The sequence below is a fragment of the Bifidobacterium biavatii DSM 23969 genome (assembly GCF_000741165.1).
In the GTDB taxonomy this organism is placed as follows: domain Bacteria; phylum Actinomycetota; class Actinomycetes; order Actinomycetales; family Bifidobacteriaceae; genus Bifidobacterium; species Bifidobacterium biavatii.
In genome coordinates this window covers 85,384-103,408 of record NZ_JGYN01000005.1, presented here as the reverse complement: position 1 = coordinate 103,408, position 18,025 = coordinate 85,384, and the positions used below count along the sequence as shown (strand labels likewise).

At 56.8% G+C, this 18,025-nt stretch carries 9 protein-coding genes; 8 read left to right on the top strand and 1 reads right to left on the bottom strand.

Annotation, left to right across the window (positions count from 1 at the left end; genetic code table 11):
• Positions 1 to 113: 113 nt before the first annotated feature.
• From BBIA_RS02800 to BBIA_RS13665, 3 genes are all read left to right on the top strand, one after another.
• Entirely contained in the window at positions 114 to 1,538 is a 1,425-nt protein-coding gene (locus BBIA_RS02800) for an ATP-binding protein (RefSeq protein WP_051923695.1), read from the top strand.
• A 231-nt stretch (positions 1,539 to 1,769) separates the two neighbouring features.
• Positions 1,770 to 3,140, top strand: a complete 1,371-nt coding sequence (locus tag BBIA_RS02795; RefSeq protein ID WP_033496124.1) for an ATP-binding protein — start codon at positions 1,770 to 1,772, stop codon at positions 3,138 to 3,140.
• A 424-nt stretch (positions 3,141 to 3,564) separates the two neighbouring features.
• On the top strand, positions 3,565 to 8,298 hold the full coding sequence (locus BBIA_RS13665) for an Ig-like domain-containing protein (protein ID WP_081891887.1): 4,734 nt from the start codon (positions 3,565 to 3,567) through the stop codon (positions 8,296 to 8,298).
• A 310-nt stretch (positions 8,299 to 8,608) separates the two neighbouring features.
• On the opposite strand, the gene BBIA_RS02780 is transcribed toward BBIA_RS13665, so the two are convergent.
• Positions 8,609 to 9,841 (bottom strand): ATP-binding protein, encoded by a 1,233-nt coding sequence (locus tag BBIA_RS02780; RefSeq protein WP_033496120.1) that lies wholly within the window; start codon positions 9,839 to 9,841, stop codon positions 8,609 to 8,611.
• Positions 9,842 to 10,451: 610 nt separating this feature from the next.
• Here BBIA_RS02780 and BBIA_RS02775 point away from each other — a divergent pair.
• From BBIA_RS02775 to BBIA_RS02755, 5 genes are all read left to right on the top strand, one after another.
• Positions 10,452 to 11,249 carry a cell division protein ZapB gene (locus BBIA_RS02775; protein WP_033496118.1) on the top strand — a complete coding sequence of 266 codons (798 nt, stop codon included), beginning with the start codon at positions 10,452 to 10,454 and terminating at the stop codon, positions 11,247 to 11,249.
• 263 nt (positions 11,250 to 11,512) lie between these two features.
• Complete coding sequence (locus BBIA_RS02770; RefSeq protein WP_081891885.1) at positions 11,513 to 12,073, top strand: MarR family winged helix-turn-helix transcriptional regulator; 561 nt, start codon at positions 11,513 to 11,515, stop codon at positions 12,071 to 12,073.
• Positions 12,070 to 14,022 (top strand): ABC transporter ATP-binding protein, encoded by a 1,953-nt coding sequence (locus tag BBIA_RS02765; RefSeq protein ID WP_033496116.1) that lies wholly within the window; start codon positions 12,070 to 12,072, stop codon positions 14,020 to 14,022. Before BBIA_RS02770 ends, BBIA_RS02765 begins: the two co-directional genes overlap by 4 nt.
• The gene (locus tag BBIA_RS02760; RefSeq protein ID WP_033496114.1) at positions 14,019 to 16,037 is read left to right on the top strand and encodes an ABC transporter ATP-binding protein; all 2,019 of its coding nucleotides are present in this window, start codon (positions 14,019 to 14,021) and stop codon (positions 16,035 to 16,037) included. The genes BBIA_RS02765 and BBIA_RS02760 overlap by 4 nt, the downstream gene beginning before the upstream one ends.
• An 877-nt stretch (positions 16,038 to 16,914) precedes the next feature.
• Positions 16,915 to 17,916: a ribokinase gene (locus tag BBIA_RS02755; RefSeq protein WP_152600652.1), complete on the top strand. Its 1,002-nt coding sequence runs from the start codon at positions 16,915 to 16,917 to the stop codon at positions 17,914 to 17,916.
• The last annotated feature ends 109 nt before the right edge of the window (positions 17,917 to 18,025 follow it).

Genomic DNA, 18,025 nt, shown 5'->3' with positions numbered 1-18,025 from the left:
GATGGTGTGATTTCCGACGTCGCTCGTGCATGGCTGTGCGGGAAAGGAAGAGCAGATGCTCATTGATAATCTTTGGTATGATACTCGTGAGTATCATACTGAAGGAGCGTGTTGTGTTTGTCGGGCGTGAGTATGAGTTGTCGGTGATGCGGGATCTGTGGGATCGGGATGATTTCCAGATGCTGGTGGTGTACGGGCGTCGGCGCGTGGGCAAGACGGCGCTGTTGGGCGAGTTCGCTCGTGGGCGCGATACGCTGATGTTCACGGCGCGGCAGCAGACTTCCGCCGCGAATCTGCGGGATTTCTCGCGCGAGATCTACCGTTTCTTCAATGAGCCGGCTTCCCGCCCGGCGTTTGACCTGTGGCAGGACGCGTTCGACTTCATCGTGGACAAAACGCGACAGGACGGTTCACGCCGCATCTTGTTTGTGTTCGATGAGTTCCCGTACGCGACGATGAACGAGAAATCCTTGCCGTCGATCCTGCAGGTGGCCATCGATCACGGCTTTCAGCATGCGAACATAATGATGGTGCTGTGCGGCAGCAACGAAGGATTCATGGAAAGCGAGGTCCTTGGCTACAAGAGCCCGCTGTACGGTCGGCGAACCGCGCAGATGCGCGTCAAGCCGTTCGACGTGTTTGACGCCGCGCGTATGATCCCGTTCGCGTCGACCGAGGACGTCGTTCGGTACTATGCCACGTTCGGCGGCACACCGTACTATCTCAAACAGCTGAGGTCGGACCGTTCCTATGAGGACAACGTTTCGCGTCTCATGTTCGACACCAGCGGCCTGCTGTACGAGGAGCCGTTGATGCTGTTGCGGCAGGAGCTGCGCGACATTGCCGTGTACAACTCGGTTATGAACGCCATCGGCTCGGGCGCCACCCGGCAGAACGACATCGCCGGCAAGGCGGGACTGGTCTCATCCTCATCGGTCAGCAAGTATCTGAGCGTTCTGTCGGATCTGAACCTGATCGAACGCAAGGTGCCGTTCGGAGAGGACTCGACCCGAACGCGCAAGGGACTGTGGTCGTTCGCGGACCCGTTCTTCGCATTCTGGTACCGGTTTGTCGGCCCGAACACGGATCTGATTGAACGCGGCGACGGCGATCTCGCCTTGTCGGACATCGCCGGTCCGGCCTTGGACACCTATGTCGGCCAGCAGTACGAAACCGTGTGCGAGCAATGGCTCGTACGCGCCAACCGTCAAGGTCTGCTGCCGTTTCGGGCCACGGCGTTCGGCAAATGGTGGGGCACCGATCCGCGTCTGCGCCAGGAAACCGACATCGACGTGATCGCCGCCAACCCGCGCAGCAAGACGATCCTGCTCGGCGAATGCAAATGGAAAAACAATCTCAACATCGCCGAGACCATCGCGACCCTTCGTTCACGAGCCGATCTCATCCCCGGATACGACAGCCGACATTACACACTCTTCGTCAAAACCGACGAACTCGCCCAAACCGCACGCTCACGCAACGAGCCCGATTTCACCGTGTGGTCGGCCAACGACATGCTTGGCGGTGTTTCCGACTAACCGATGTTTGCTGTCTGCTGATTGAGCGGTTGGTTGAACGGAATGCGGCGTCGACAAGAAGGGGGGGCGCCGCTTCCAAGATCCCCCCCCGAGACAAGGCGTCGCTGAAAGGCGGGCATTGCGCGTTTGCTCGGTATTCCACAGTACAACAAACTGGATAAGCTATTTTACTAGTTTTAGAAAAACTGGTAAAATCAGATTACCAGTACTGGTTTTCGCGAAGGATAGGATATGGCGAACCCGATCATTGAGGAGAAACTGAGAAGCTTCCGCATCGAGGACTTCCAACCGATCGTGCCCCGCGAACTTGATTTGGGTAGGCCGCTGCAACCAAAGATCGGCAATCTGGCAAAAGTGATCGTCGGCATGAGACGCAGTGGCAAAAGCTACCGTCTGTTCCAGGAAATGGAAGCATTGCACGCTTCCGGCATTGACTGGAACCACATCTGCTACATCAACTTCGAAGACGACCGGCTGGGTGACGTCACACCCGAAACCGGAGACGAAGCGCTCGAAACGTTCTATGCGATGCACCCGGAAAGCATGAGGGACGGCATCTACCTGTTCTTTGACGAATTGCAGGAAATGCAAGGATGGGGCCGCTGGTTGCGTCGCATTATCGATACCACCAAAGCGACGGTCTATGTGACCGGCTCCTCGTCTAAAATGCTCTCGAAAGAAATCTCCACTGAATTCCGTGGCCGAGCATTGGACTTTGAACTGCTGCCGTTCTCCTTCCGCGAGTTCGTGCGCGCGAATGGCATTGCCGACGATGAACTGTTGCATCGTTCGTCCCAATCCGGATATTCAACCGAGGAGCGACTGATTCTCTCGAACGCAATGACAAGGTACCTAGAAGAAGGCGGATTCCCTGCTGCGCAGGGACTGCCGACACCCCAGCGCGTGGCGCTGCTGCAGTCGTACGTACAACGCGTGGTATCGCGCGATGTGGTGGAACGATATGACATCGCCCGACCGAGAGTCGCCGCCATGATGGCGCGCCGTGTACTCGGCTGCAACGGCAAGACACTGTCCGTGCGCAAAATCGAGAACGAGTTGCGTTCCGCTGGGCTGACCACGAGTCGGGAACTGCTCGGAGACCTGCTGGAATACTTCGAGGATGCCTATCTGGTGTTCCGTATGAGAGAGTTTTCCATGGCATTGCGCGAGAAAACCACGTCCATGCCCAAAGTGTATGCCATCGACCCTGGTCTGGCTGCAGCGGCAAGCACGGCAAGTTCGAAAGACGAGGGGCAGAGGCTGGGAAACGCCGTCTATCTCGAACTGCGCCGACGGACCATCGGCTTTCGGCGTGACGGCATCTCATCATGCCACACTCAAGCGCATGGATACGAAGTCGACTTCGTCGTCGGCGACGTGCTCGAACAGGAACAATACGAACTCTGCCAAGTCACCGCAGCAATGGATGATCCCAAAACCGTCGAACGTGAAACCCGCGCATTATGGGAACTCATGGAGGAACGGGGGTTGAAAGAAGGTGCCATCATCGTCGGCCAAGGCAAGGAATGCGAATACCACCGGAACGGGTTCGTCATCCGCCAAATTCCGGCATGGAAATGGTTCCTGAACAACAGCAAGTAACAAACCCATGACGGGCCATACGGGAAATTCCGACGCGTCTTCCGCTCAGAGGCTCTTCGCTTTGGTATGTGTGACGATTACCTATCTGTTGTATTGGAATCGCGCTGCGCGCGATGCTGTGTTCTCAGCGGCAATTGCTGTGCTGATAAGTGTTCAACGCTTCACAGTGCTGGCGGTAGCTCTTGGCCCCCTCGGCTGAGGGGGCTGTCACGCGCAGCGTGACTGGGGGAGCGTTCGCGGTGCTACGCGCCGCCAACAAGCACAGCATCGCGCGATAGCGCGATTCCACAGTGGCCGTGACGACCCGCCCCGCCAAGTCTTGGGGGGGGGGGGCGATGATTTTCCTAGGATTTCCTGTGAACCAGCTGTTCGATTCCCGGGAGTTCCTAGACATTGAGGTGTCGCGAGAGAAAAGAGCAACGTCATGAAGACGTACACATCCAAAGTTCCAGTCGGAATGAAACTGGGAAGATCTCTGAAAGTCGTGGTCGGATTCGTCTGCGCATTGGCCATGCTGATTTCCGGCATGATAGTTGACCAAACCGCGAATGCGAATGAGCCGAGTGCTGAGTTTAAAGGTGTTCAGGATATCAGCACCTTTACGGATGGTTCGGCCTATGCCGTTGCCGATGATGGATCGGTATGGGCATGGGGGCGAAATGATCTATTTTTTGATTGGGACTATTGTTGGGAACGAGACACTTATATTCATTCTTCGCAATACTATAATTGCAATGCTGATCCGTCTCTGGTGGGGTATTGGGATTTGCCTTCAGGAAATACAGGATTACCGTGGATAGCTGGTTTAAAGGATGATCAAAATCGTGTAATCAGTCCAACCAAAGTTCCGGGTATTTTCGACGTGAAAGATGTGGAAACGGATGGTGGATTCGTTTTTGCTCTGAAGAATGATGGTTCATTATGGGGGTGGGGCTATAACCGATATGGTGTCGCAGGTAATGGTGTGGACAAAGAGCAGGCTATTGTGAAGCCGACCCCGATACCGGGCATGACTAATGTCAAGCAGATTATCGTCCAAGAGCACTGTATATTTGCTGTGAAAAATGATGGAACCTTATGGGCGTGGGGAGAGAGTGAACGGTCTCGATTGGGTATCGGGAATGCTCGGGGTATTGTCTCTACTCCTACGAAGGTAAATCTAAACAATGTAGAAAGCGTGTATGCAAGGCTAGATAAAGATAATCATGTGTGGGCTTTTACAAAAGATGGGTCTGTTTATGGTTGGGGTGATGGTGACAGCCTAGGTATTGAACATCCGCAGGGCGGATACGCCACCCCGGTAAAGATTGACGGATTATCTGGCATCGGTGTCTCTCAAATTGTTGCTCGGCAACAGAATTGGTATGCGAATCTGGCATTGACGAGTGATGGTCATGTGTTGACCTGGAAGGAGTCTTCCATTCCTTCTCGAGTCCCGGAACTTGAAGGTATCAAGAAGATTGCTGCGGCTTCAGCGGTGCGGTATGGGCCGGAGGTTTTTGCGCTGAAGCGCGACGGAACCCTATTCATGGCCAACGATGACTATTCTGGTACTTTGCATTTCACGCAAACCATGAAGGACGTAAGTGACGTCTATACAGATCATGGTTCTTTCTTCATTGTAAAGAACGATGGTACTTTGTGGGCATGGGGGCAAAACTCTAATGGGCAACTCGGAATCGGTAATAATGATAAGGAAATATCTGCACCGGTAAAAGTCAATATTGAGCCTGGTATAGCTGATGTAATCTTTTCTGGTTATGATGATCTTTACGGCGGAGACTTTGAGTCATATGTCATTAAGACCGACGGCAGCCTATGGGCGATGGGTTATGTTCCGTGGGGCCTCGGTTACGGTGACAACGATAAGAATCCCTGGCGCTACAGCACTCCTCGAAAACTAGCCAACCCAGGTGAAACAGAGTCCAAGGATAAAGTATCTGCCTCTCTCTCGTTCTTGGCGGATCAGGCATGGTTCAATAATGGCTCGTATATTGGAGCTAAACTTCCGCTTGAACTATCCGTTACTGTAGATCGTGCTCAGACAAGCACCACTGATGTGTCGGTGAATTCGGCTGTAGTGACCTTACCTGAAAATCTGAGTTTTGATCGTAAGGGAGAAGTGCAATCCAAGGACGTGAAGGATCTGCTCCAAACATACGAAGGTCCGGATACACCAAGCAGCTGGACCCAGAAGATCGCGGATTTCGACGTGTATATCAGACCGTACTACATGAGCAAGCGTGTAGATCAGTTCACTGCGTCGGCGAAAGTCTCCACATCGGCTGGAGACGTAGAAGCATCCGCGTCTCTGCCGGTGAAGGACATCAACATGGACTTCCAGCTGGTCGATCGTGTGAATTCATGGTATTACGATTCGGAAGTTTCCTCGGAGTTGAATCAGTATGTGAATCCTGACCCATATAACGGGAAGAACATATCACCGATGCTGTATCAACAATATGCGGTAGCTGCTCGTATTACCGGTATGGGCGCGTATGGGGCTTTATGGAATCTTCTTCAATCTGTTGCTGATCGTAAGTGGATAACCGGGTGGAAGCCTACAGAAGCGCAAGCTGAAGAGACATTGTATGCAGTTATTTTTGAATCCGAGAAAGAGATAACCGGTAAATCTTTAAATAACTCAATGGTTGAGTTTCTGGATTTGATGCAACAATGGGTCGAGAAACAAGTTCAAGCGAATACTGACGAGAAAACACGCAGGTCTTTTGAGACATTATCGAATGCCATTGAAGAAACGGTTTCTATTGTTAGTGATTCAACTGAACAAATAATGAGTGTTTCTGAGTGCCTCGAGCACATTAATAAAGTGTATTTGGAATCAGTTAACAAACAAGGAATTTCGGATGCTGATGCCTCGTCCGCTGTTTCGAAGGCAACAGAGGAAGTTACTTCGTCTAAGTTTATGGAACAGTGGGTGCAGATATCTGGATTGAATAAGAAGTTCAAGAGTGCTAAGGCGGTTGAGGCAGTTGAAAAGGTTGAATCTATTACGGATGCTGCCGAAGATGTTAAAATGGTATATGAGGCATTCGATCAGTTGATGAAGTTGCGGGCGCTTCAAGATAATGCTGATCTATATGTTCGAATTCTTAATGGCATCGCGAATAATTCCGATATCTCTGGGGTTAAAAAAGCTGCCGAGAATCTCGCTACAGAAGTTAACCGTAAAGATAAAAGTATTGAGGATGATTTCGAGTATGTGGCGGACGCGGTAGGGCCGGATCTGATTGAAAAAGCTTTCAATGCTGTATTGGATAATGCTGTGGACAAAGGGATGTTTGGTACTACCTTTACTTCTGCTGTATCTGCTGTATCTGCTGTCTTGAAAGGTATTGATATAGGTGTTGCATTGAATAAGAGTGTTGCTGATGCAACGTCGGTATGCCGTACCATGGCTATTCAGACGGAAATTGCAAAATCATTATCTATCGGGTATCAAAATGATTTGTCTTCGTTCTTGGATGAGAATTCTGACCCCGTGGTTAAGCTTAAGAAAGCAAATTATGCTTTCTTTGATATGGCTATGCTATTAAGCATAAATAAGCTTGGAGAAAAGACGGTTTCATCTGACGAGATCGCAACGGGTGGAATCAAACTTCCAACGGGTCAAACAATTATCAAGGATTACGGTCGTTGGGTGGATGCCGAGCAGAAAGAGACGGCCATAACTCATACTAAGATCATTGATGGTTTATTCGGCAGCCAGATTAACCCTTCTGCGCCCACGGTAGATAAGGATCCGTACCTGTGGTATGCGACTTTCATGTGCCCGCTTGATGTGGATGTATACCGCAACGGGCAAAAGGTCGCCACACTTACCTCGAAGGAGAATCGTCTTACTGCAGGGAAGGATGTATTCGAATCATTCAAGGTGGATGACGATTCGGTCAAACTATTGACCCTGCATGGTGCTCCTAACGAGTACTCGTTTAAGGCTCGCGGTACCGACAACGGCATGTTCGTGTTCTCCACCGATGTGCAGGCCGGCGGTGAGCGAATTATACACCGCACCAATCATCTGCGTGTGACACCTGACAGTTTGTTCACGATTGCCAAGGTGAACACGGACGGCGATTCCACCGTGGACGTGGACCAGAATGGTGACGGCAAGACGGAATCGCAGGCCAGTACTGCACTCGTCCAGCAAGACAAAATTACGGTTCCTACGGACATCAGCCTGTCGGATAAGACGTTGTCATTGAAGATTGGCGAATCCACGTCGGTGGGTGTGGAACTGAAGCCGGCGGGCGTGACCATGAATGGTATTACATGGGCATCGAGCGATCCATCGGTCGTGACCGTGGATGCGAATGGTCGTATCGTCGGTGTGAAGGCAGGATCTGCAACCATCACTGCGACTGCATTCAGTGGAATCAGCGCCAACCTTATCGTAACGGTCGGCGAGCAGACTCCTGCCAAGGCCGACAAGACCAAGCTGAATGATGCGATCGCGGCGGCCGGGAAGCTCCAGCAGTCCGATTACACGGCCGATTCGTGGAAGGCGTTCTCCGATGCGTTGGCCGAAGCCAAGAAGGTCGCAGCCAACGACAAGGCGACGCCGGCCGATGTCGATACGGCGGCCAAGACGCTGTCCGAGGCTCAGGGCGCTCTGAAGAAGAAGAACGAGTCGAATCCTGATCAGCCGTCTGAGCCTTCGGAGCCGAGCGAACCGTCTGAGCCGAGTGAGCCTGAACAGCCGTCCAAGCCGTCGATGACCGCGGTTCCCGTGTATCGCGTGTACAACCGTAATTCCGGTTTGCATCATTACACGACGAGCAAGGCTGAGCGTGATTACTTGGTGAAGCTTGGTTGGCGTGATGAGGGTGTCTCGTTTAAGGCGGTTGCCAAGGATACGTCGAACAAGAACCTTCGTCCGGTGTATCGCGAGTACAACCGTCATGACGGCAACCATAACTGGACGATGAACAAGGCTGAGCATGATCATCTGGTCAAGTTGGGTTGGAAGGACGAGGGTGTTGCCTGGTATGTGGATGCCACGGCTGGCACGCCGGTGTATCGTTTGTATAACCCGAATAGTGGTGAGCACGTGTACACGACCAACAAGGTCGAGTATGAGAAGGTTGGTGCTGCTGGTTGGCGTCAGGAGGGCGTTGCCTGGCAGAGCCTGAAGTAGCGTGCTGCTGATTGTCAATGGCTATTGAGTGGGAGCTTTCCTTGGGGCTCCCACTTTTTGTTGTTGGTGATGGCGTGTGCGTTGGAATCGCGCTGCGCGCGATGCTGTGTTGCTAGGCGGCCTTTGGCCGCGACGCTCCCCCACCCGGCTTCGCCGGGAGCCCCCTCAGCCGAGGGGGCCGAGGCTACCGCCAGCATCAGATGGTTTTACGATCTTGAAGCCAGAAATCTATAACACGCCTTGCAGGCTTCCTTAGCTAGGGCGAGCCGTGAAGCGAACGCTGGAGGTAGCCTGTCCTGTGCGTTACGCATTAGTCGGATTCTAGGTCTCCGTCGTTGGCGAGGAATTCGATGAGGTTGAGGTGGCGTACGCCGTCTCGTTGGAGCGGAAGTGGATCGAGCGTAAACAGGTAGCGAGGGTAGGAATCGCGAATCATGGTAAAAGGCCGGTATTCACGCTCCTCAACCTGCGGGTCAAGCACGCTCATGGACACTTGAACGTACGCGTATCGGCTGCGTTTGCGAACGATGAAATCGCACTCAAGCTTTCCGATCTTTCCCACGCTGACTTCGTAGCCCTTCGATCGCAGATGCAGGTACAGCGCGTTTTCCAACGCCGGCCCGTAACTGAGCCTCGTGTCAACGTTGCGCGCGAAGTAGACGCCCGGATCGGCTATGTAGTATTTTTCTCCGCCTCGCAGCGACTTGCGCGATCGGAGGTCGAAGCGGGGGCACTTGTACAGGATCTTGGCGTTCTCGAGCATGCGCACGTATTTGGCCAGCGTCTCCCGCTTGACGGATACGTGTTCGCTATGCTGCAGATACTGCGCGATGTGCGTCAGATTGGTGGGAGACGCATAGTTGTTGATCAGATACGATTGCATGCGCTCGAACGTGTCGCGGTTCGTGATCCGGCTGTGTGCGGTGATGTCCTTCTCGAAGATCTGCCGGATCACGTCTTGAATGTACAGGGCCTTAGCATCCGGATCGTCGTATTCCAGTGCCTTGGGGAAACCGCCGTAGGTCAGATAGTCGTTGAACGACGCCATGCCACTTTCGGCTCGCATCCCGAGGAATCGCATCATGCTGAGATACTCGCAGTAGGAAAGCGTGTACATTTCCAGTTCCACGTATCTGCCGGTAAGCTTGGTCGCCAATTCGCCGGACAGCAGGTATGAGTTCGACCCGGTGATGAAGATGGAGAACCGGCCATCTTCGCGATACGCGTTGACCACCGTCTCAAAACCGTTGACGTTCTGCACTTCGTCGATGAACAGGTATACGAAGCCGCTATCGGGAATCCGTTCTTCTATGGCGTGGTCGAGAGCATCGGGAGTGGTCACTTTGCGCAGTTCTCGACTGTCGAGGTTCAGAAACACGATGCTTCGCTCAGCCACGCCGCGCTGCCGCAGCTCGTCGGCGACGCATGACATCAACGACGACTTGCCGCATCGGCGGATGCCGGTGATCACTTTGATGAGATCCGTGTCGTCGAAGAAGGGTCGCAGGCGCTTCAGATATCGTTCCCTTGGATATAACGACATGGAAAAATCCTTCTTCCGGGGGGCAAAGTTGCATTTTTTTCAATTTTGCCCCCCGGAAGGGACGATTTTATCGTCAGGAGGGTGTTGCCTGGCAGAGTTTGAAGTAGCGTGCTGCTGATTGTCAATGACCATTGAGTGGGAGTTTTCCTTGTGGGGCTCCCACTCTTTTTGTTGGTGGTGGCGTCGGTTGTATTGGAATCGCGCTATCGCGCGATGCTGTTTGTTGGCGGCCTTCGGCCGCGACGCTCCCTCAGTCACGCTTCGCGTGCCAGCGTCCTGCAATTATGGACTCGCTTCGCGAGCATTATTGTTGGCTCGCTATCGCTCGCTCCTCGCCTAAAAACAGTCCACTGGACTGTTTTCTTCACGGCTCGGCCTAGCCGAGGGGCCGAGGCTACCGCCAGCATCATAGTGCGTTGGACACATGCGAACGCGGCGGCTGGGCCGCCGCCGGGAACGTGGTATTGCGCGTGAGCGCAATGCCGTTTTCATCGCGCGGTGGTGTTCACTGGTTGTTCATGTGGGGATGGGGTGGGGGAGCGGATGAGCTTCTACGATGGAGTAGAGCGGCGGAGTGCAGATTGGTGGTTGTTGCGGAGAAGGGAAGATCGTGGACGATACGTCGGTGAAGAACTCTCCGAAAGCGGGGAAAGACGACGGCGACGGAAAGCATGATTGGCGGTCGGCGCTGCGTGCGCCGATTGCCGCGCCGATCATCGCGGCGATCGCTGCGGTTGCGCTGGTGCTGGCGGGCGCGTTCGGCGCTGGTTGGGCCGCGAACGGAGCACAGTCCGCACGGCAGGTCGACGTCATATCCAAGCAGTTAGCTGATCGCGACGCACAGCTCAAAGAGCTGAAAACCAAGTACGGCGAGGTGCTGGACGATCGTGGGTCGCTGCAGACCAGCAACGACGAACTGAGTGCGAAAAACGACGATCTGACGAAGAAAAATAACGATCTGACCGCCAAAAACAAGGAACTTGAGGCGGCGAACAAGAAACTCAAGGCCGATGCGTCGGCGGCCGGCGGCGGCCTGAACAAGGCCGGAGGGCTGCTTATCGCCGTCGAAGGATATTCCGAACGCGAAGAGTATGGTCCGGACTCGCACGAGCTGCACATGACGGTCCGCAACTACACCGCTGGCACGTTCAGCATGATTTCCATCGGCTACGAACTGCGTGACGCGTCCGGCAAAACCGTGGGCACGAAACGCTACGCGTTCAACGCGCCCGACACATCGGTCGGCCCCGGACAAAGCATCGACATCTACGACATCCTGTACAACGTGACCAACCGGTCCGGCCTGACCGTCGTGCCGCTCGACTGGAACGCCTCCGCGCAAAGCGACAACGGTCCCTACATCAACGGCCACTACGATTCCAAAGTCAAAACCTACGTGCTCCAGTGACGGTCGTCTCATCGGAATTGTTCGTGCTGCAACTTCTGATGCAACGGTATCTCCGATATTCGGAATAATGTGCTTGCGATTACATTATTTTCGAGCACATTGCTAAATGTTTATGTGCTCTAGAGCACAGTATTCGCGCGGCGCTTTGCGACACGCGGATTGTTGCATGTGCAACTGTTGTATGGGGTACGTATTATTCTCGGATGTTGCATATGCAACTGTTGCATGTGGAACGATATGCAGTGTGTAGTGATGGGAGGAATATGGACCAACATGTCCTCAGCGTCGAAATGCGCATGCTCACCAAGGCGGTGGACCGGTATCTGGGCGAAACCATGCCTGAATCAGCCCGGGCGGCCACCGGCGGTAACGCGCGCATCATCATTTTCCTCGACCGCAATCGCGACAAGCCGATCTACCAGCACACCATCGAGCAGAAGTTCTGCATCACGCGGTCCACGGCGTCTCGCGTGCTCGCCCTCATGGAAAAGAAAGGGTTGATCGTGCGTGAACCGGTGCCGCACGACGCACGGCTCAAGCGCATCGTGCTCACGCCCGCCGCCGACGACATCGTCGCCGACCTCAAGGCGAACGGCGAACGGACCGAACGGCTGCTGGTGGAGGGGCTCACACCGTTGGAACAGGAAACCCTGCGGATGTGCATCCGGCACATGAGAGACAACATCGACGAAGCGCAGAAGGATTTCGAACACGATCACGAGGGCCCGCGATTCCGCGAGACGATGATTCCGGAACGCGGGCCGGACAGGGAGCGTGACGACGACATGAACGACATGGACGATATGAAGGAGGAAAGCAAATGAGCGACAACCCAACCGCCACCGAAGCGGCCATCGAACGGTCGCGCAAGGCCGTCGAGCCCGACCGGCCTAAGCACGTCATCCGCACACTGGCCGGATCATTGCGCGAATACAGGAAGGAAAGCCTGCTCGCGCCGCTGTTCGTGTTCATCGAAAGCATTCTGGAAATTCTGATCCCCACGGTCATGGCCTCGCTCATCGACCAGGGCATCAGCGGCGGCAGCATGCCGGCCATCGTCAAGTTCGGTCTGATCCTGCTTGTCTGTTCGATCATCTCGCTGGGCAGCGGCTTCCTCGCCGGACGATTCGCGGCCGTCGCCGCGGCGGGCTTCGCGAAGAACCTGCGCCGCGACCAGTTCGAGAAGGTGCAGGCGTTCAGCTTCACCAACATCGACCGGTTCTCCACCGGCTCGATCATCACGCGACTGACCACCGACGTGACCAACCTGCAGATGGCGTACGGCATGATGGTCCGCATGGGCGTGCGCGCCCCGATCATGGTCGTGATCGCGTGGATCTTCTCGTTCCGCATCTCGCCGTCCATTTCGATGGTGTTCCTTGCATGCATCCCGATCCTTGGACTCGGCCTGTGCGGTCTCGCCGTGCTCGTCCACCCCGTGTTCGAGCGCGTGTTCCACACGTACGACGCGCTCAACAACGTCGTCGATGAGAACCTGCAGGGCATCCGCGTCGTCAAGTCCTACAACCGCGAAGCCCACGAAATCTCCAAGTTCGACCGCATCTCCAAGCGCATCTTCAAGGACTTCACGCTCGCCGAACGCATCATGAGCTTCAACAGCCCGATCATGATGTTCTGCATCTACGCCTCCATGATCCTCATCGCATGGATGGGCGCGCAGCAGATCGTCGCCTCCGGCAACAACGCCGCGCTGGGCCTCACCACCGGCGACCTGACCGCACTGGTGACGTACGCGATGCAGATCCTCATGTCCATGATGATGCTGTCGATGATCTTCGTCATGTTCATCATCTCGCAGGCGTCCGCCGAACGCATCTGCCAGGTGCTGCAGGAGGAAAGCACCGTGACGAACCCGGCCAAGCCGGTCACGGCCGTCACCGACGGCTCGATCGAATTCGACCACGTCACGTTCCGCTATTCCGACAGTTCCGAAAAGCCGGTGCTCGACGACATTGACCTCGACATCCGTTCTGGCATGACCGTCGGCATCGTCGGCGGCACCGGTTCTGCCAAGTCGTCGCTGGTGCAGCTCGTGCCGCGACTGTACGACGTAAGCTCCGGCTCGCTCAAGGTTGGCGGCGTCGACGTGCGCGACTACGACCTCGAAGTCCTGCGCGACCAGGTCGCGATGGTGCTGCAGAAGAACGTGCTGTTCTCCGGCACCATCGCCGAAAACCTGCGCTGGGGCAACCCGAACGCCACCGACGAGGAGATCCGCCACGCATGCCAACTCGCGCAGGCCGACGGCTTCATCCAGGAATTCCCCGACAAGTACGACACGTACATCGAACAGGGCGGCACCAACGTGTCTGGCGGCCAGCGACAGCGCCTGTGCATCGCGCGAGCGCTGCTCAAAAAGCCGAAGATCCTGATCCTCGACGACTCGACCTCGGCAGTCGACACCAAGACCGACAAGCTGATCCGCGCGGCGTTCCACAACGAAATCCCGGACACGACCAAGATCATCATCGCCCAGCGCGTCGCCTCCGTGCAGGAATCCGACATGATCCTCGTCATGGACAACGGTCGCATCATGGCCCGCGGCACGCACGACGAACTGCTCGAAACCTGCGACGAATACCGGTCCATCTACGAATCCCAGACCAAGAACACCGCCGAAGGCCAGGCCGCGCTCGACGCGGCCGCCGCACGCGAAGCCGCCGCCGTGCGCGCCGAAGCGGAACGCGCCAGCGAACGCGTCGACGAACAGGCCGGCGCACACGCCAACGAACAGGAAGGAGAAGCGCGATGAGCGACGCGAAGCAGAACTTCAAGAACCGCAAGCCGGGCATGGGCAAACCCGCCCCCGGCACCACCAAGCGCATCTTCGGGTACATCATGCAATACCGGTGGCGCGTCGTTGCCATCGTCGCCTGCATCCTCGTCGGCGCGGCCGCACAGGCGGGCTCCGCGCTGTTCCTCCAGTCGCTCATCGACACGTACATCCTGCCGATGGTCGGCGCGACCGATCCTGACTGGGGGCCGCTGCTGCGCGCCATCACGCTCATGGGCTGCCTGTACGTCGCCGGCATCGTCTCCAGCTGGCTGTGGCAGTGGCTCATCGTCACCGTCGAACAGGGCACGCTCAAAAAGATCCGCGACGACATGTTCGCCCACCAGCAGTACCTGCCGATCCGCTACTTCGACACCAACGAACACGGCGACATCATGAGCCGCTACACCAACGACACCGACACGCTGCGCCAGGCCATCAGCCAGTCGTTCCCGCAGATGTTCGCCTCCGCGATCTCCGCGATCGCCGCCGTCGTCTCCATGCTGTGGCTGTCCATTCCGCTCACCGCGTTCGTACTGCTGTTCACCGTGCTGCTGTTCTTCGTGATCCGCACGGTCGTCGGCCGCGCCGGACGATACTTCGTCAAGCAGCAGCAGTGGATCGGCGACGTTAACGCGTTCGTCGAGGAATCCGTCAACGGTCAGAAGGTCATCAAGGTCTTCAACCACGAGGACACCACGCAGAAAACCTTCGACGAGAAGAACGACGAGCTGTTCGAGGCTTCGGCCGCGGCGAACACGTGGGGCAACGTCACCATGCCGATCGTCGGCAACATGGGCTACATGCTCTACATCCTGCTCGCCATCATCGGCGGCGCGATGGCACTCGGCGGCGTCGGCAACGTCGGCCTCAACGGCTTCGGCACGCTCACGCTCGGCACGCTCATCTCCCTGCTCACCCTGTCCCGCTCGTTCATCAACCCGCTCGGCCAGGTCTCCATGCAGCTCAACATGGTGATGATGGCGCTCGCCGGCGCCTCCCGCATCTTCGCGCTCATGGACGAGCCGGTCGAATCCGACGACGGTACCGTCACACTCGTCAACGTCGAGCTCGCCTCGGACGGCCGCACGATGACCGAAGTCGACCACGAAACCGGCCACTGGGCGTGGAAGCGCGAAGCCGGCGACGACGGCACGCGCTCGCTCAAGGCCGCCGAAAAACTGCACGGCAAGGCTCGCGAGGTTGCGCTCAAGGCCAAAGAACAGGCCATCACCTCGCCCGACGGGCGCCTTACGCTCCTGCAGGGCGACGTGCGCTTCACCAACGTGACCTTCGGCTACAACCCCGACAAGCCAGTGCTGCACGACATCACATGGTTCGCCAAGCCTGGCCAGAAGATGGCCTTGGTGGGCGCCACCGGCGCTGGCAAGACCACGGTCACCAACCTGATCAACCGGTTCTACGACATTCAGGAAGGCCAGATCCTCTACGACGGCATCGACGTGAAGAACATCCGCAAGCCCGACCTGCGCCGCTCGCTCGGCATCGTGCTGCAGGACGTCAACCTGTTCACCGGCACTGTGATGGACAACATCCGCTACGGCCGCCTCAACGCCACCGACGAGGAGTGCATCGAGGCCGCGAAGCTCGTGAACGCCGACGGCTTCATCCGCATGCTGCCGCAGGGCTACCAGACCGTGCTCGAAGGCGACGGCTCCGGCTTGTCGCAGGGCCAGCGCCAGCTGATCTCCATCGCGCGCGCCGCCGTTGCCGACTCTCCAGCGTTGATTCTCGACGAGGCCACCTCGTCGATCGACACGCGCACCGAGGAAGTCGTGCAGGCCGGCATGGACGCGCTCATGAAGGGTCGCACCGTGTTCGTCATCGCGCACCGCCTGTCCACCGTGCGCAACTCCGACGTGATCATGGTGCTCGACCATGGCAACATCATCGAACGCGGTTCGCATGACGAGCTCATCGCTCAGCGTGGTGAGTATTACCAGCTGTATACCGGTGCCGTGGAACTCGAGTAGTTGGCAGAAATGGACGGCCTGACGGCCGGCTGTCATGTTTCCTCAGCACTGTCGTGCTTCGGCGTTGCCTACGGACAGTCCACAGGACTGTCCGTTTGACGGCTCCGCAGCTCTACACGGGTGCCGTGGAGCTCGAATAGTCGGTAGAGACGGACGGCCTGACGACCGGCGACATCCAATGCGTTATGCCGGTCGTCGGCCAGTCTGCACTGCAGTCGGTGTCTGTGGCCAATGCTGTGGGGTGCGTGCGTCGATCGATGCACGCACCCCACAGCCGTATCGGGTGTGCAAAGACGCGCGTGCGTCATGCGCATGGTCAGGCGTTGCGGTTGAATGCGTGTTTATGCGATGAGCTCGGTAAGCGCACTTACCGGTATGGTTCTGCCGAAGCGGGTATCGTATGTGTCGTTGCCTCCATAAGCGACGATACGCTGCTCTTGTGTAAGTCCCAGAGTCGTCGAAAGTTTGTCCATTGTAGCGAATGCGTGCGAGTCGAAGCTGGCGGAGGCCTTGACTTCGATTGCATACCGTATCCTGCCGCCTTTTTCGACGATGAAGTCGATTTCCTGCTTGGCATAGTTAAATATAGGTCAGGATTTCGTCATGTCTATTCCGGATTTTCAACACTTCTATTCCGAGATTTCGTCATGTCTATTCCGGATTTTCGGCACTGATATCCCGAAATTCCGTGATTCGTATTCCGAATTACTCCAGTTGGGCCGATGGTGGGGAAGCAGCCCGCATGCCCGGACGCTTGCGGAATGGAACGATTGGCTGATACTGGCTGCGTTTGAGCATGTGCGATCGGGCAATGGTGGAGGTTCGCGGGGCTGTGACGTAATCTGCATATGGGATGAAACCGACGAAAGGAATGGCCATGATCGGTGTAAGTGACGATGCAACACTGGACATGCTGGAACGGATCGGCGGCGACGTGGCCGTGGTCGGATCGATGAACGCGGACTACACGGTCGTGACCGAACGACTGCCGAAACCGGGGGAGACGGTGAACGCCGGGCCGCTCACGATCCTGCCCGGCGGCAAATCCGGCAATCAGGCCGCGTCTGCGGCACGAATCGGCGCGCACGTGCGGCTGTTCGGCGCGGTCGGCGACGACGCGAACGCCGACTTCCTGCTCGGCGAACTCGGCAAAGCTGGCGTCGACACCGCCAACGTGCGCCACGTGCCCGGCCCCAGCGGCACCACCGTCATCACCGTGGACGCGCACGGCGAAAACACAATCGTCTACTCGCCTGGCTCCAACGCGCACGTCAGCGTCGACTACATCGTATCGTCGCGCGACGCGCTCACCGCGGCTAGCGTGCTCGGCCTGTGCCTCGAAAGCCCGATGGACACGGTCGTCGCGGCCGCGCGCATCGCGCACGACGCCGGCATGACCGTACTCGTCAACAACTCGCCGTTCGTGCCGCAACTGCCGCGTGAACTGGTCGATGCGGCCGACATTCTGCTCGTCAACGAACACGAGATGGCGCAGATGCTCGGCGTCGACGAGCCGGCCGACGGCGATTGGAACGGATTCGACTGGACTGATGCGCGGGAACGCATGGCCGGGCTCGGATTTGCGCACGCGATTGTCACGCTCGGCGGCGACGGATCGGTGATTCTGGATGCGACGGGAGACGGTGATGATGCCGGTGCCGGTGTGACGCGTGTTGCTCCGGTCCGAGTTGAGGCGGTCGACACCACCGGCTGCGGTGACGCGTTCATGGGCACCGTGCTTGCTGGCCTCGCCTCCGGATTCGTGCTGGCTGACGCGGCCCGTCTTGGCTCGTACGTGGCGGCCTATGCTGCGACCGGATACGGGGCGCAGGCTTCGTATGGCACCTCCTCGCAGATTCGTTCGCGATTCGCAAAATGAAGAACGGTTGAATTCTGGGGGCTGTGGTGGGGAAAGGCTTGGTGGGGCGGCGCTGCGGCGATACGCTGAACACGGAGTAAGTATTGGTTGATCGGCGCATGGCAAAGGA

What these genes read in the sequence shown, in the direction of transcription:
- BBIA_RS02795 (WP_033496124.1), top strand. Translation starts at nt 1,770, where the DNA reads ATGGCGAACCCGATCATTGAGGAGAAACTGAGAAGCTTCCGCATCGAG.
- BBIA_RS13665 (WP_081891887.1), top strand. Translation starts at nt 3,565, where the DNA reads ATGAAGACGTACACATCCAAAGTTCCAGTCGGAATGAAACTGGGAAGA.
- BBIA_RS02780 (WP_033496120.1), bottom strand. Translation starts at nt 9,841, where the DNA reads ATGTCGTTATATCCAAGGGAACGATATCTGAAGCGCCTGCGACCCTTC.
- BBIA_RS02770 (WP_081891885.1), top strand. Translation starts at nt 11,513, where the DNA reads ATGGACCAACATGTCCTCAGCGTCGAAATGCGCATGCTCACCAAGGCG.
- BBIA_RS02765 (WP_033496116.1), top strand. Translation starts at nt 12,070, where the DNA reads ATGAGCGACAACCCAACCGCCACCGAAGCGGCCATCGAACGGTCGCGC.
- BBIA_RS02760 (WP_033496114.1), top strand. Translation starts at nt 14,019, where the DNA reads ATGAGCGACGCGAAGCAGAACTTCAAGAACCGCAAGCCGGGCATGGGC.
- BBIA_RS02755 (WP_152600652.1), top strand. Translation starts at nt 16,915, where the DNA reads ATGATCGGTGTAAGTGACGATGCAACACTGGACATGCTGGAACGGATC.